This is a genomic window from Streptomyces silvisoli, assembly GCF_029269905.1.
GTDB classification, from domain to species: Bacteria; Actinomycetota; Actinomycetes; order Streptomycetales; family Streptomycetaceae; genus Streptantibioticus_A; species Streptantibioticus_A silvisoli_A.
Map to the genome: position 1 here is coordinate 445,008 of NZ_JARJBC010000003.1, position 14,536 is coordinate 459,543.

Sequence of the window (14,536 nt, forward strand, 5' to 3'; positions counted from 1 at the left end):
TGAGCAACTCCATGCTAAAGCGCATTAGTTCATGACGGAAGTATTGACTGCGCCCGCTCGCCGGGTGCACCTTCGTGACCGCCACTCCCGGCCCGACCGAAGGAGTTCACCGGCTATGCCCATATCCCGTGGAACCCTGCCCCGTAAGGCGGTTGGCGCCGCCGTGCCAGTGGTCCTTGCCGCCCTCACGCTCACCGCCTGCGGGGGAGGCGGTGGCGGCGGAACAAGCGCGGACGGGAAGATCGCGGGCGACATCAGCTTCCAGACCTGGAATCTGCGGGCCAACTACAAGGACTACTTCAACGGCCTCATCGCGCAGTTCGAGAAGGAGTACCCGGACGTACGGGTGAAGTGGGTCGACCAGCCCGCCGACCACTACGCGGACAAACTCAGCGCCGACGCGGCGGGCGGCACCATGCCGGACGTCGTCAACGTCTCCCCCGACCTGGCCTATCCGCTGGCGAGGGCGGGGGTGTTGACGAACCTGGACAAGGAACCGGCGAGCGCCAAGTACAGGGGCGAGTACACCCCGGAAGCCTGGCAGGCCAACGAGATGCCGGGGCTGAACGGCGGTTACGCCTTCCCCTGGTACCTCAACACCGGGCCGCTGTTCTACAACAAGGCGTTGTTCGCGCAGGCCGGTCTCGACCCCGACAGACCCCCGAAGACCTATGACGAGTTGTTCGCCGACGCCGACGCGATGGCCAGGCACTCCGGCGGGAAGGTCGCCACCCTCGCCGCCACCCCGGCCATCGAGGACTTCGGACGCTACGGCGTGCGCCTGATGAACGCGGACGCCTCCGAGTTCACCTACAACGAGCCCAAGGGCGTGGAACTGCTCACCAGATACAAGCAGCTCTACGCCAGCGGAGGGCTCGACTCGCAGGCGCTCACCAACGGCCCGGAGGAGTCCGGCCAGAAGTTCCTGGAGCAGAAGGTCGCGATGAATCCCGGCAGCGCGCACGACCTGAGCAATTTCAAGGAGAACGCGCCCACCCTCTACAAGAACCTCGGAATCACCGACGCGCCCGACAACACCGGCCACCCGAACATGTACGTAATGGGCCTGGGAATAAGCAGCACCAGTCGGCACAAGGCCGCCGCCATCGCGTTCGCCCATTTCGTCACCGACAAGCGGAACCAGGAGTCCTTCGCCCACAAGGTGGCGATATTCCCGTCGACCAAGGGCTCGTTGGACGAGCCGTACTGGACGAGGGACGACGGCACCGACGAGGGCCGGGTGCGGGTGGCGGCCGCGAGGATGCTCAAGGGCGCGGTCAACTACACCCCGGTGGTGATGAGCGACGAGATGAAGACCGTCCTGCAGAACCAGGTGGCCCTCGCGCTGCAGGGCAAGAAGTCGCCGCAGCAGGCGCTGGACGACGCCGTCGCGCAGAGCGACAGACTGCTCAAGCAGAGCTGAGGCGCCCGCCATGCGCCAGTCACGAGGGGCCGCCACCCATTGGGCCGCCAGCCCCTGGCTCTTCCTGCTGCCCGGCCTGGCCGTCATCGCGGTGTTCAACCTGTACCCGTTCCTGGCCACCGTCTGGCAGTCCTTCACCGACGCGCGAACCCTGCTGCCGGGCCACTGGGTCGGGCTGCGCAACTTCCAGGACATGCTGCACGACGACCAGTTCTGGACCGCGCTGCGCAACAGCGCCCTGTACGTGGCGCTCGTGGTGCCCTGCACGGTGCTGCTGCCGCTGCTGCTCGCCCTGCTGGTCCAGCCGCGCGTGCGCTTCGTCGGCTTCTTCCGCGCCGCGTTCTACACCCCGGTGGTGGCCTCGGTCGTGGTGGTGGCGCTGATCTGGAACTGGATGCTCGACGACCGGGGGCTGATCAACGGCATCCTGCACGCCCTCGGCGCCGGGCCGGTCCCGTTCCTGGGCAACGGTTGGCTGCTGCTGTTCAGCGCCATGGCGCTGACGGTGTGGAAGGGCCTCGGCTACTACATGATCATTTATCTCGCGGCGCTCGCCAACGTGTCCCGTGAACTGCACGAGGCGGCCTCGGTCGACGGCGCCGGAGCGGTGCGCCGCTTCCTCAGCATCACGGTGCCGTCGGTGCGCTCCACCATGGTGCTGGTCGGCGCGCTGTCATCGGTGGCCGCCTTCAAGGTGTTCTCCGAGGTCTTCTTGATGGCCGGTCCCACCGGTGGCCCGGCCGGGCAGGACACCACGCTGGTGATGCTGGTGGAGCGCACCGGCACCGGGCTGTCCGGACGGGTCGGCTACGCCTCGGCGCTCTCCCTGGTGGTGTTCGTCATCACCCTGGCGCTGATGCTGCTGGTGCTGCGCGCCGGTCGAGGGGAGGGCGAGCGGTGAGGACTTCCCGGATCTGGGGCCGCGCCCTGCGCTACGCGGTGCTGCTGGCGGTACTGGTGATCACCGTCGGACCGTTTCTTTGGCAGCTGTCCACATCGCTCAAAGGGCGCACCGAGGACATCTACACCTTTCCGCCGCGGCTGCTGCCACGGCAGCCGACTCTGGGGAACTACAAGGGTGTCGCGGACATCATCCCGGTCTGGAACTACGCGCTCAACTCGCTGACGGTCGCCGTGACGAACGTGGTGACCAATCTGGTCGGCGCCTCGCTCGCCGGATACGCGCTGGCCCGCCTGCGCTTCCGGGGCCGAAGGGCCGCCGCGCTGGCCTTCGTCCTGGCGCTGCTGGTGCCGTTGGAGAGTGTCGTCGTCGCCCAGTTCACGCTGATGCGCCAACTCGACCTGAACAACACGCTGGTAGCGGTGGTGCTCCCCGGCTGTGTCGGCGCGATGAACGTGCTGCTGATGCGCAACGCGTTCGGTCAGCTGCCGTACGAGACCGAGCAGGCGGCGGTCATCGACGGCGCCAACGTCTGGCAGCGGTTCGTCCGGATCGCGCTGCCCTCGGTCAAGGGCACGCTGGCGGTGGTCGCGATCTTCTCCTTCATGGGCTCGTGGGACGACTTCCTGTGGCCGTTGATCGTGCTCTCCGACTCCTCGAAGTTCACGCTCACGGTCGGACTGAACTACCTGCACGGCACGTTCTCCAACAACCAACGGCTGGTCGCGGCCGGGACGATCATCGCCGTGGCACCGCTGATCGTGATGTTCGCCTGCCTCCAGCGGTACTTCTTCCGCGGTGTCGGCGAGGGCGCCGTCAAGGGCTGACCCGCACCGCCACCTGGCCTCGAACCGAGGAGGACCCCGCTATGAGCTCTGTGCGCTTCGGCGTCAACTACACGCCAACGCACGGCTGGTTCCACCACTGGCTGGACTTCGACCTGGACGAGGTCCACGCCGATCTCGACTCCATCGGACGGCTCGGCCTGGACCACATCCGGGTCTTCCCGGTGTGGCCGGTCTTCCAGCCCAACCGCGCGCTGATCAGGCCGCGCGCCGTGGAGCAGTTGGTGCGGCTGGTCGACACGGCGGCGGAACACGGCCTCGACGTCAACGTCGACGGGCTGCAAGGGCATCTGTCCAGCTTCGACTTCGTCCCGTCGTGGACCACCACCTGGCACCGCCGCAACCTGTTCACCGACCCCGCGGTGGCCGAGGGCCAGGCCGAGTACCTGCGCACGCTGGCCGAGGCGCTCGCCGACCGGCCCAACTTCCTCGGCATGACCGTCGGAAACGAGGTCAACCAGTTCTCCGCCGCGCCCCACCCGGACCCCGATCCGGTCACCCATGAGCAGGCTGCCGACTGGCTGCGCCGGATGCTCGACGCCTGCGAGCGGGGCGCGCCGGGCCGCTGCCATCTGCACGCCAGCTACGACGCCGCCTGGTACCACGACGGCCATCCGTTCACCCCCGCCCACTCGGCCCGGCTGGGCGCCATGACCGCCGTGCACTCCTGGGTGTTCAACGGCACCGCGCAGCGGCACGGCGCCACCGGCGCCGCCACCGAGCAGCACGCGGCCTATCTCGTCGAGCTGTCCAAGGCCTGGGCCGACCGCCCGGACCGCCCGGTGTGGCTCCAGGAGGTCGGCGCGCCCGCCCCGCACATCCCGCCCGAGCGCGCCGCCGCCTTCACCGAGGCCACCGTCGCCAACGCGCTGGACTGCCCGGCGGTTTGGGGCGTGACGTGGTGGTGCTCGCACGACGTGGACCGGGCCCTGGCCGACTTCCCGGAGCTGGAGTACGGGCTCGGGCTGCTCACCAACGACCGCGAGGTCAAGCCCGCGGGTCGGGCGATCGCCCGGATCGTACGGGAGCAGCGGGGCCGCGAGCACCAACCGACGCCGCGGCGCACCGCGTTGGTGCTCGACGTGGACGACGCGTACGGCGCGCCCGACCGGTCCGGGTGCGCGCCGGGCGGCGAGTACTTCGAGGCGTGGATGCGGCTGGCCGCACAGGGCCTGCGCCCGGCCGTCGTACTGGCCGAACGGGCCGCGGACGCCGGGCACTTGGCGGACCGCGGCATCACCGAGGTCGTCACCGTATCGCAGACCCTCAAGGGGGCAGGCCGATGAACCGGTATCCGATACCCCGCCGCGCCGTCCTGCTGGCCGGGGCCGCGGCCAGCGCCGCGCTCGCCGTGCCCCGGGCCTCGGCTTCCGCGGCCACCGCGGGCGCCACGCTCCAGCAGCCGTACGCCTCCTACTGGTTCCCCGACTCGCTGCCGTCCGGCACCCCGCAGCCCGGCGTGGTGTGGCGCAGCCTGAAGGAGTGGGATCCGCGCACCGACCCCGATGTGCCGTTCAACACGTCGGCGGTGCCGCTCGCCCCGCGGTTCGCTCCCCCGCCGCCCAACTCCACGGCGCACACCGGCCAGGCCCGGATCAGCGCACTGGCCGCGTTCGACCACACCTCGGGCAATCCCGCACAGGGCTCGCCCACCGCCGACTACTACGCGCTGACCCAGTGGGCCTACCTGGACGAGCTGGTGTTCTGGGGCGGCTCCTCCGGTGAGGGCCTGATCCTGGCCCCCAACGCTCCGGTGATCGACGCCGCGCACCGAAACGGCGTCCCGGTACTGGGCACGGTCTTCCTGCCGCCGGTGGCGTACGGCGGCGATCTGCGCTGGACCCGCGACCTGGTGCGCCGCGACGCCTCGGGGGCGTTCCCGCTGGCCGACCAGATGGCGCTGGTCTGCGCGACGTACGGGTTCGACGGCTGGTTCGTCAACGCGGAGACCGACGGGGGCGATGCGGCGCTCGCCTCCGACATGCGGGACTTCGTCGCCCGGCTGCGGTCCAGGGGCCTTCGGGTGACCTGGTACGACGCGATGACCGACACCGGGCAGGTCAACTGGCAGAACCAACTGGACGCCGCCAACCAGGACTTCTTCACCGCCGCGGACTCGATCTTCCTCAACTTCGACTGGGACCGCGCGGGCCTCGCCTCCTCGGCTCACGTCGCGGAGCGCCTCGGCCGCGAGCGCTACGCGGTGCGGGCCGGGGTGGACGTGGAGTCGAACGGCTGGGACACCCAGGTGGACTGGCAGGCGGTGGTGCCCACGACGGGTCCCGCCGTGCTGTCCTACGGGTTCTACCGGCCGGAGTGGACCTGGACCAGCCTGCCGCAGGACCAGCGCAGCCCCGCCGCCTTCCATGACCGCGACGACCGCTTCTGGTCCGGCCAGCGCCTGGACCCCACGGCACCGGGCGGCACCAGCGGCTGGCGGCCACCCGCCTCGGCCGTCGGCGACCGTTCCACGGTGACCGGGCTGCCGTTCGCCACCAGCTTCAACACCGGCCACGGCCTTGGCTGGTACGAGAACGGCACCCGGCTGTCGGACGCCCCGTGGAACCATCTGGGCCTACAGGACCGGCTGCCCGCCCGCCGCTGGGTGGTCCGCACCACCGCCGCCCGCCCCGCGGTCGGCTTCGACTTCGCCACCGCATGGCGCGGTGGCAGCAGCCTGCTGGTCAGCGGTGCGCTGGGGGCGGCCAGTACGGTGGAGCTCTACTCGGTGCGGCTGCCGGTGTCCAAGGACACCGTGGTCGACCTCGTGCACCGCTCGGACGCCCAATCCGGCGGCGTGGCCGTGGAGTTGGCGGTCGCGCTGGCCGATCCGGCGGCCGGTGCGCCGTATCCGTTCCGGTATCTGCCGGTGGGCACGCTGCGCGCGGGCGGCCAGGGCTGGACCAGCACCACGCTGCGCCTCGGCCGGGTGCTCGGCGCCGGGCACACCGTGCACGCGCTGGACGTCCGGCTCACCGGCCAGGGCGGCGCGGTGCGCTGGCGGCTGGGATCGCTCGCCGTACACGACGCGGCGGCCGGCGCGCCGTCCCGACCGGGGACGCCGCAGATCACCGCCGCGCTGCGGGGCATCGACGGGACGGCCGCGCTACGGCTGGCCTGGGGGCGGTCGGCCGGGCCGGTCCGGCACTACGAGGTGCACCAGGCGCTGCCCGGCGGCGGCCGGAGGTTCCTCGGCGGCACCTGCCAACTCGCCACCTACCTGCCGGAACTGCGCCGGGAGGCGGGAGAGCCGGCGACCCGGATCGAAGTGCGGGCGGTCAGCGAGCTGTTCGACGCCTCCGCACCCGCCAGCACCCAGTTCACCTGGTAACCAGTTGGGACGCCGCCAAGTTCGAGGCCTGCGCGCACCGCTTCGTCCACCTGGCCGAGCCCGGCTGGGGTGTGGCGCTGGTCAACGACTCCACGTACGGCTACGACGTGACCCGCGCCGTACGCCAGGGGCCGGGTCCGCACCCGGCTGCGCGCCGGGTTCGACGCGTCGGCGGCGTACGTCTGCGACCTGCTGGAGCGGCCGACCGCTCCGGCAGAGTTGGCCGACGGCCAACTGCCGCTCGTTCTCGGCCCGTTCGAGATCGTCACGCTGCGTGTGGCGCGCGCCGGGGCGTGACGTCGGGGGTGCGGTGCCCGTGGCGAAGGCCGCTGACGGCCGCCGCGGCACCGCCGGATCGCGCCATGTCGCTGACCGTCCCGGCGGGTTCCCGGTCAGGCCAGCGACCGCCCCGCGGGGATGAGTTTGCCCGCACGGGCGACCAGTTCCGCGAGGCGGTCCATCGAACGCGGGTCATGGACATCGGGAATGCTGAGGATGATGTGTTCGATGCCGTGGGCGGCCAACTCCTCGCAGCGGTCGGCGCACTGGTCGACCGAACCGCCGGGGCCGGTGAGCGGCAGCCTCGCTACGACGGTCTTCTCGATCTCGTCGTAGGGCCGCCCCTCGCGTTCGCAGTGCTCGCGCAGCACGGTCAGCTTGTGCGGGACCTCCGGGGTGTCGAACAGGTTGCAGGCGTCCGCGTACTTCGCCACCAGCCGCAGCGTCTTGCGCTCGCCCGAGCCGCCCACCAGGATCGGCGGACGCGGACCGGACAGCGGCGCGGGTGAGACCAGCGGACGCTGAAGCGAGTAGTGGCGGCCCTCGAACGGCCGGGTGTCCCCCGTCCACGCGTGCCGCACGATCCGCAGCGTCTCCTCCAGCCGCTCGAACCGCTCGGCCACGGGCGGGAACGGAATGCCGAGGCCGGCCGCCTCCGCGTCATACCACCCCGCGCCGATGCCCAGCCAGGCGCGGCCCCCGGAGAGGACGTCCAGCGTGGTCACCGTCTTGAGCAGCACACCGGGGTGCCGGTAGATCACGCCGGTGACCAGTGTGCCCAGCCGCAGCCGCCGGGTGTGCGCGGCGGCGAACGCCAGCGCGGAGTACCCCTCAAGCATCGGCTCGTCCTCGGCGCCGTTCATCGGGATCTGCCAGAAGTGGTCCATCACCCACAGGCTCGCCAGCCCCGCCTCGTCGGCGTCGCGCGCGACGCGCCCCAGGGTCGGGCCGATCGCCTCCGGCCCACCTGGCCAGCTGAACGAGGTCACCGTCAAACCGATTCGCACTGTTTCTCCCGTTATGTTCGACTTCCGGCTCACGGTCACGCTAGACGCACCGCACACCGTGCGCCGCGGGACCGCCAGCCCTGCCCACCGCGGTTAATCCGTTCGGCCGGGCGGCCCGTACAGTGATCCACGTCCGCCTGTCCCGCGACGAACAGGAGCGGCCGCACCATGCACGACCCCGTGGAGACCGTGAGGACGGCCGTCAGCGGCGGCATCGGCTCGCTGGTGCTGGACCGGCCCGGCGCGCTCAACGCCCTTGACCTGCGGATGGTCCGGGGGATGCGGGAGGCACTGGACGCGTGGCGCGCGGACGACGCGGTGCGTGCGGTGGTGGTGCGCAGCACCTCGCCCAAGGCGTTCTGCTCAGGCGGCGACATCAGGGCGGTGCGCGAGGCCGCGCTGCGCGGCGACCGCGCGGCGGTGCGCGAGTACTTCGTATCCGAGTACGGGCTCAACGCCGCGATCGCCGCATACCCCAAGCCGTATGTGGCGCTGATCGACGGCTACGCGCTGGGCGGCGGGCTGGGGATCTCGGTGCACGGCGCGGTGCGTGTGGTGACCGAACGGTCGGGGTTGGCCATGCCGGAGACCGCGATCGGCTTCTTCCCGGACATCGGCGCCAGCTACTTCCTGCCCCGGCTGCGCGGCCGGACCGGCTGGTACCTGGGGCTGACCGGGCGCCGGATCTCGGGTGCGGCGGCGGTGGAGTGCGGGCTGGCCACGCACTATGTGCATTCCGTCGAGCTCGCCGCGCTGGAGCGCGAGTTGACCGCCACCGGCGGCGAGCGGCTCACCGAGGTGCTGGGCCGCCATGCCACGGTGCCGCCCGCGTCCGAACTCGCCGGCCACCGTGAGGCGATCGACCGCTGCTTCGCCGCCGACAGCCTGAACGGGGTCTTCGAGCGGCTGACCGCCGAGGGCGGCGACTGGGCCGAGGAGACGCTGGCGGAACTGCGCGGCGCCTCACCGTCCGCACTCCATATGACCTTCGAGCTGCTACGGCGCGGCGCGCGTCCGGACGCCTCGCTGGCGGACTGCCTGGCCCTGGAACTGCGTACGGCCTGCCGGACAGCGGACACCCATGACTTCGCGGAGGGCGTACGGGCGGCACTGGTCGACAAGGACCGCAGGCCGACCTGGGACCTGGCCCAACTCGACACCGTACGCGGCTGGTTCGAACAGTAGCGGTCAGCACCCGTGCGGGACCGCTCCCATGGTGTGACCTGGCGTAACTCACCGGCAGGGTTCGGCAGTTATCGCTGGTGACGCCTCCGCGTGAGGTGAGCCGTACGGAGAGTAGGACCGCATGCCGCCCAGGAGCAACCCCACGGCGCGCCAGGTACGACTGGGCGCCGAAATGCGCAGGATGCGCGAGCGCGCAGGCGTCACGGCACGGGACGCCGCCGCCTTCCTCAATTCCAACCCGATCCAGATGAGCCATGTGGAGTCCGGCCGCAGCGGCATCAGCGAGGAACGCGTCCGGCGGCTCGCCGACTACTACTCGTGCGAGAACCCGCGCTACGTCGACGCACTGGTGGAAATGGCCAACGAGCGGGGCAAGGGGTGGTGGGAGGAGTTCCGCGGCCGGCTCTCCCCGGTATCGCTGGACCTCGCCGAGATGGAACACCACGCGGTGTACATGCGCGCACTGGAGGTGCTCCATATCCCTGGCCTCCTGCAGACCGAGGACCACATGCGGGCCGCTTTCTCGTACGTGAATCCGGACCTCCCGCCGAAAAAGCTGGACACCTGGGTGGAATTCCGTTCCCGCCGCAAGGCCGCGCTGGCCGACTGCACGTTCGGCGCGGTGATCCACGAGGCGGCGTTGCGGCTGAAGGTGGGCGGGACGAAGGAGTCCCGTGCCCAGCTCACGTACCTCCTGGAGATGTCGGAGTGGGACAACGTCACGGTGCGGATCATCCCGTTCGACGCCGAGGGCTTCGCGGGCGCCGGGTACTCCATGCTCTACGTCGGCGGCCGGGTCTCACAGCTGGACACGGTACAGATGGACACCATGGACGGTTCCAGTTTCGTTGACGGGGAATCCCGTTTGAGGAAGTACCGCACACTGCTCGACCGGATCGAGTGCTCGGCCCTGACACCCGCCGCCTCACGGGACTTCATTCGCCGCGTCGAAGGAGAGTTGTAGCCTTGGCCACCTCGATCACCTGGCAGAGGTCCTCCTATTCCGCGGGCTCGGAGGGGAACACCTGTGTGGAGGTGGGCACCTCCGCGAACCGAATACACCTTCGGGAAAGCGACACGCCCAACGCGATCATCACTACCAATCGCATGCATCTCTCCGCCTTCATTCGCCGTATAAAGGCGGGGCGTTGAAGCATGGGCCGGGTACTGATCGTCGATGACGACGCCGCGATCCTGCGCTCGCTCGGGCGCGGACTGCGACTGAACGGTTACACCGTCACCCTCGCGGACAGCGGCGAAGCCGCCCTGGAGCAGCTGACCGCGGCCCCGGCCGACGTCATCGTGCTGGACGTCTCCATGCCGGGCATCAGCGGCACCGAGGTGTGCCGCCGACTGCGCGCCGCCGGGGACGACACACCGGTGCTGATGCTCTCCGCGCTGGACGAGGTCAAGGACCGGGTGGCCGGGCTACAGGCCGGGGCTGACGACTACCTCGTCAAGCCGTTCGCGCTCCAGGAGCTGCTGCTGCGGTTGCAGGCGCTGCTGCGCCGGCGCCCGCCCTCGCCCAGCGAGCCCGTCCGGGTCGGCGACCTGGTGCTCGATCCCTCCTCACGCGAGGTGCGCTACCAGGGCGAGCCGATCCGGCTCACCCGCCGCGAGTTCGAGCTGCTTGAGGTGCTGGCGCGCAACGCGGGCGTGGTGCTCAGCCGGGACCAGCTGCTGGACCGGGTCTGGGGGTACGACTTCGACGTGCGCACCGACGCCGTCGACACGTTCGTCAGCTACCTGCGGCGGAAGATGGAGGCGCGGGGACGCCCTCGGTTGCTGCACACGGTGCGCGGGGTGGGGTTCGTACTACGGCAGGAAGCGAAATGAGGGCGGAGCGCAGCTCCTCACTTGAGAGTGGTGGCGGGCGGCGGCCGGGAATGCGGCTGTCCACCCGGATCGCGATCGCGGTGGGCGTGACCGTGCCCCTGCTGGTGCTGGCGTCGGCGGCGCTGCTGCTGCGACTGGTGAGCGTTGACGCGCACGCCGCACAGGACTCGCACCTGCGGGACCGGGCGGCCGTGGTGCTGCCGATGGCCCGCAACCTGATCAACGTCAACCGTGCCGGGCGCTACCAGCAGGAGCGCAACCGCGAACACCGGCTGTTCGCCACCGCGTTGGACGTTGGTGTACGGGTGGTGACCGGGCCGGACGCCACACCGATCGCGGCGGGCGGCCCACAGCCCGGCCTCGGCGTCTCGCTGCCCGCGGCGACGGCGAACCCGGTGACCGTACAGGCGAACGGCAGGGCGTGGCGGGCGTTCCGGCTACCGGTCACCGGGGAGCGGGCGGGGGACGCGCTGTGGGTGTTCTCGCCCGCGTCGGTGGTGCGCAGTGGGGTGGACGCGGTGCGCGGCAGGATCCTGCTGACCGCGCTGATCGCGGCACCGGTCTCGGCGCTGCTGGCGCTGCTGGTCGCGGAGCGGGCGACCCGCTCGCTGCGCAGGTTGCAGCGGCAGGCCAGCGGGCTCGACCCCCGGGTGAGCGAGGCCCGGCTGGAGCACCGGCCGTCCCGTGTCACCGAGGTCGACGACCTGGCGCGCACCTTGCAGACGCTGCTGGCGCGCTACGACGAGCAGGCGGCCCGCACCGGTGAGGCACTGGCCACCGCCCGGTCGTTCTCGGCGGCGGCCTCGCACGAGTTGCGCACCCCGCTGATGAGCATGCGGACCAACCTGGAGATCCTTTCCGGCCATCCGGATCTGGACCTGGCCGAGCGCACCGAGGTGCTGGCGGACCTACGGGACGAACACGCCCGGCTGGAGGGGCTGTTGGTGACACTGCGTGCGCTGGCGCAGGGCGATCTGGTGGAGGCGGACGCGTTCACCGCCGTGGATCTGGGCGAGCTGGTCGAGGCGGCGGTGGCCGACGCGGCCCGCCGTCATCCCGAGGCGCGGATCACCGTACGGGCGGACGCGGCCCCTCGGCTGCGCGGCTGGGAGCCGGGGTTGCGGATGATCGCCGACAACCTGCTGAACAACGCGGTGGTGCACGGCCGTCGGCCGGGCCGCGCGTCCGAGGTCCAGGTGACGCTGCGCCGTACGGACGAGCACGCGGTGCTGACGGTGGACGACGCCGGTCCGGGCATCCCGCCCGAGGCTCGGGACCGGGTCTTCCAGCGCTTCGAACGCGGCCCGCAGAGCCCCGGCACCGGGCTCGGGCTGACGCTCGTCGCCCAGCAGGTCGATCTGCACCGCGGCACCGTGCGCATCACCGAGCGGCCCGACGGTGAGCCCGGCAGCAGCTTCGAGGTGCGGCTGCCGCTGTCCGCAGCGGCGATGCCCGAACTACCGCCGCACCGCGACTGGTTGAGCGGTTCGGTGCGTTCCGCGCAATGACCCGGCCGCCCCCACAAGGAAACCACAAGAACCACTTCTACGGTCTGCGTCGAGCGGCCCGCCCACCGTCTCCCAGCGGGGGCGGACCGCGCCCCAACCGTCACCACGAAGTGGAGAGAGTCATCATGCAGCGTCGCAAGGCGACGGTGACCGCGACCGTCGCGGGACTCGTCCTCACCGGTTCACTGGCGGCCGTGGCCGCGCCCGCGTACGCGGACGGCAGCAGCCCGTCCCCCTCCGCCGGCACCGCCCCGCACGCCCACCCGAAGGGTCCGAAGACGGACGGTGCGCGGGCACTGTGCCGCCGGGTACCGAAGCTGGACCGCCGGATCGCACGGGAGATCAAGCGACTGGATTCGGGCGTCGGCACGCCCGGCTCGATCGCGTTCCTGAGGCAGCGCGTCGACAACGCCAAGAAGGAGAACCACGCGGCGATCGCCAAGTTCCTCGGCGACCGGCTCAGCGCGCGGCAGGCCCTGCTGGTCAACCTCAAGCAGCGGCAGAGCGATCTGAAGGACGTCGCAACCTGGTGCAAGGCGAACGGCGACGGCAAGCCGGCCAACAGCACCACGAGCGCGTGAGCCGCCGCCGACGTCTCACCCTGCTGGCGACAGCGGCACTGGCGGTGCCGCTGCTGGCCGGGTGCGGGCACTCCGCCTCCGGCTCGGCCAGCGGCACGCCGTCGGCCACGTCGACACCGGGTTCGTCCTCCGCGAGCCAGCTCCAGCAGATGCAGCACAAGGTCGACGCCGCCCAGAGCGCGGCGGACGCGGCGGACCAGGACGCCCGCAGTAACTAGCCCTTCCGGCGGATTCCCGCCCGGTTGCCGTCGGTGCGCCGGAAGATGCCGTCTGACGTGCGCGAACGCCCCCGCTCCTGGCGGGGGCGTTCCGGCATTCGGGTGAGGCCCGGCGTGCGGTTCGCATCGCACGCGGGGCGGAGAGGGGGTTGCATCCTGGTGAGCCGGTCGGGCCAACGCGGCCATGCAGACCGCGCCGTCCGGCGCCGGGAGAGTGCCATGTCCTCTGGTCGAATCACCGCGGTCGCCCTGGCCGCCGTTGCCACGCTCGGATTCACCGCCGCGGCCGCCGTGGCCAGTGTGAACCCCGATCCGGTGGGTCCGGGGCAGCAGTTGCGGCTGAGCGACGACAGGAAGTGCGACATGTCGATGGGCGCCCACGCTTCCTCACCCCTGTTCGGTGAGACGGCGCTGGCCGCGGGGGCGGACCGGATGGTGGCCGGCGTCACCACTCCCGCGACCGCGCGGCCCGGCAGCTATCCGGTGACGATCCGCTGCGGCGCGGGCGGTGTCCGGGTCACCGGCACGGTCACCGTCCAGGCCGCCCCCTCCAAGGGCGCCGACGCGGGCACCGGCACCCCCGGCGGGGGCGCGCCCCAACTCGCCTGCGGTACCGCCCTGTTGGCCTTGGCGGCCTGCGGCGCCGTACGCCGACGGCGCGGTCACTCCCACGGTTAGCGGGGCCGGTTCGGGCTCGCGGCGGGCCCGGCGTCCCGCATGCGAACCCCGGCGGGCGTCAGCCGTCCACGCGGGCGTGAAGGTGCATGTCATGCCAGCCATCGGCATGCAGTGTCGCGCTGCGCTTCGTGCCCTCCAAGGCGAACCCCGCCTTCTCCGCCACACGACAGGACGCCGTGTTCGCCACCCCGTGGGTGAGTTCGAGCCGATGCAGACCGAGGTCGCGGAAGGCCCATCGCGCGACCCTGTTGGTGGCGTGCAGAGCCACTCCCGCGCCGCGGGCGGCTGGCAGCACCCAGTAGATGTACTCCGCGGTGCCCTGCCGCAGGTCCATGCCGCCCAGGGAGACCGACCCCAGCACCGAGTCGTCGTCGGCACGGGCGATGCCCCAAGTGGCAGCCGCCTCCTCGTGCCACCGCCGCCCGTAGCGCGCGATACGCTCCCGGGCCTGCTCGACGCCGCCGGTAGGCGGGCGGTTCCACTGCCGGATCGCAGGGTCCTGCCAGGCGGCGGCCAGCGCGGGGGCGTCCTCCTGCCGCCATGGCCGCAGGATGAGCCCGGCGTCGGGTATGCGCAGTACGGGTTGCGCGGCGCCGCCCATCCGTCCCGCGGGGACGACATCGGGTATGCGCTCGTTGATCGGGTTCATCGCCGCATCCTGCCAGACGCGTGCACCCCGCCCCGGCCCGACCGGCCGGCCAGGAAGTCCTCAAGGCAAGCCCCGCGGCAGCGAGCAGCCACGAC

General features: G+C 71.4%; 16 protein-coding genes and 1 pseudogene. 15 read left to right on the top strand and 2 right to left on the bottom strand.

Features of this window, described 5'->3' with window-relative positions; translation table 11 throughout:
* Window positions 1-115: 115 nt before the first annotated feature.
* The 7 genes and pseudogenes from P3G67_RS07605 to P3G67_RS35995 all read left to right on the top strand — a co-directional run bounded on the left by P3G67_RS07605 (window position 116) and on the right by P3G67_RS35995 (window position 6,797).
* A complete protein-coding gene (locus P3G67_RS07605) occupies window positions 116-1,423 on the top strand; it encodes an ABC transporter substrate-binding protein (RefSeq protein WP_276092751.1) in 1,308 nt (435 codons plus the stop codon).
* 10 nt (window positions 1,424-1,433) lie between these two features.
* Window positions 1,434-2,324, top strand: a complete 891-nt coding sequence (locus P3G67_RS07610) for a carbohydrate ABC transporter permease (RefSeq protein WP_276092752.1) — start codon at window positions 1,434-1,436, stop codon at window positions 2,322-2,324.
* On the top strand, window positions 2,321-3,151 hold the full coding sequence (locus P3G67_RS07615) for a carbohydrate ABC transporter permease (protein WP_276092753.1): 831 nt from the start codon (window positions 2,321-2,323) through the stop codon (window positions 3,149-3,151). Before P3G67_RS07610 ends, P3G67_RS07615 begins: the two co-directional genes overlap by 4 nt.
* Window positions 3,152-3,192: 41 nt before the next feature.
* A complete protein-coding gene (locus P3G67_RS07620) occupies window positions 3,193-4,455 on the top strand; it encodes a glycoside hydrolase 5 family protein (RefSeq protein WP_276092754.1) in 1,263 nt (420 codons plus the stop codon).
* On the top strand, window positions 4,452-6,500 hold the full coding sequence (locus tag P3G67_RS07625) for an endo-beta-N-acetylglucosaminidase (protein WP_276092755.1): 2,049 nt from the start codon (window positions 4,452-4,454) through the stop codon (window positions 6,498-6,500). The genes P3G67_RS07620 and P3G67_RS07625 overlap by 4 nt, the downstream gene beginning before the upstream one ends.
* Window positions 6,485-6,625 (top strand): annotated as a pseudogene (locus tag P3G67_RS35990) (glycoside hydrolase family 38 C-terminal domain-containing protein); the annotation flags it as partial. The gene P3G67_RS07625 and the pseudogene P3G67_RS35990, both read left to right, overlap by 16 nt.
* Before the next feature lie 67 nt (window positions 6,626-6,692).
* Window positions 6,693-6,797, top strand: coding sequence for a hypothetical protein (locus tag P3G67_RS35995; RefSeq protein ID WP_391858219.1), 105 nt, complete (start codon window positions 6,693-6,695; stop codon window positions 6,795-6,797).
* 95 nt (window positions 6,798-6,892) lie between these two features.
* Here the strand turns inward: P3G67_RS35995 and P3G67_RS07635 are convergent, their stop codons facing one another.
* Window positions 6,893-7,786, bottom strand: coding sequence for an LLM class F420-dependent oxidoreductase (locus P3G67_RS07635; RefSeq protein WP_276092756.1), 894 nt, complete (start codon window positions 7,784-7,786; stop codon window positions 6,893-6,895).
* 168 nt (window positions 7,787-7,954) lie between these two features.
* Here P3G67_RS07635 and P3G67_RS07640 point away from each other — a divergent pair, with 168 nt between their 5' ends.
* The 8 genes from P3G67_RS07640 (at window position 7,955) to P3G67_RS07675 (ending at window position 13,792) form a co-directional block, all read left to right on the top strand.
* The gene (locus tag P3G67_RS07640; protein WP_276092757.1) at window positions 7,955-8,971 is read left to right on the top strand and encodes an enoyl-CoA hydratase/isomerase family protein; all 1,017 of its coding nucleotides are present in this window, start codon (window positions 7,955-7,957) and stop codon (window positions 8,969-8,971) included.
* 121 nt (window positions 8,972-9,092) lie between these two features.
* On the top strand, window positions 9,093-9,935 hold the full coding sequence (locus tag P3G67_RS07645; RefSeq protein WP_276092758.1) for a helix-turn-helix domain-containing protein: 843 nt from the start codon (window positions 9,093-9,095) through the stop codon (window positions 9,933-9,935).
* Entirely contained in the window at window positions 9,872-10,123 is a 252-nt protein-coding gene (locus P3G67_RS07650) for a DUF397 domain-containing protein (protein ID WP_276092759.1), read from the top strand. Before P3G67_RS07645 ends, P3G67_RS07650 begins: the two co-directional genes overlap by 64 nt.
* 3 nt (window positions 10,124-10,126) lie before the next feature.
* The gene (locus P3G67_RS07655) at window positions 10,127-10,807 is read left to right on the top strand and encodes a response regulator transcription factor (RefSeq protein ID WP_276092760.1); all 681 of its coding nucleotides are present in this window, start codon (window positions 10,127-10,129) and stop codon (window positions 10,805-10,807) included.
* Window positions 10,804-12,315 (top strand): sensor histidine kinase, encoded by a 1,512-nt coding sequence (locus P3G67_RS07660; protein WP_276092761.1) that lies wholly within the window; start codon window positions 10,804-10,806, stop codon window positions 12,313-12,315. The genes P3G67_RS07655 and P3G67_RS07660 overlap by 4 nt, the downstream gene beginning before the upstream one ends.
* A gap of 125 nt (window positions 12,316-12,440) precedes the next feature.
* Window positions 12,441-12,896, top strand: coding sequence for a hypothetical protein (locus tag P3G67_RS07665; protein ID WP_276092762.1), 456 nt, complete (start codon window positions 12,441-12,443; stop codon window positions 12,894-12,896).
* Window positions 12,893-13,114, top strand: a complete 222-nt coding sequence (locus P3G67_RS07670) for a hypothetical protein (protein WP_276092763.1) — start codon at window positions 12,893-12,895, stop codon at window positions 13,112-13,114. The genes P3G67_RS07665 and P3G67_RS07670 overlap by 4 nt, the downstream gene beginning before the upstream one ends.
* A gap of 219 nt (window positions 13,115-13,333) precedes the next feature.
* On the top strand, window positions 13,334-13,792 hold the full coding sequence (locus tag P3G67_RS07675; RefSeq protein WP_276092764.1) for a hypothetical protein: 459 nt from the start codon (window positions 13,334-13,336) through the stop codon (window positions 13,790-13,792).
* A gap of 58 nt (window positions 13,793-13,850) precedes the next feature.
* Here P3G67_RS07675 and P3G67_RS07680 read toward each other — a convergent pair whose 3' ends face one another.
* On the bottom strand, window positions 13,851-14,441 hold the full coding sequence (locus P3G67_RS07680; protein ID WP_276092765.1) for a GNAT family N-acetyltransferase: 591 nt from the start codon (window positions 14,439-14,441) through the stop codon (window positions 13,851-13,853).
* Window positions 14,442-14,536: the final 95 nt, after the last annotated feature.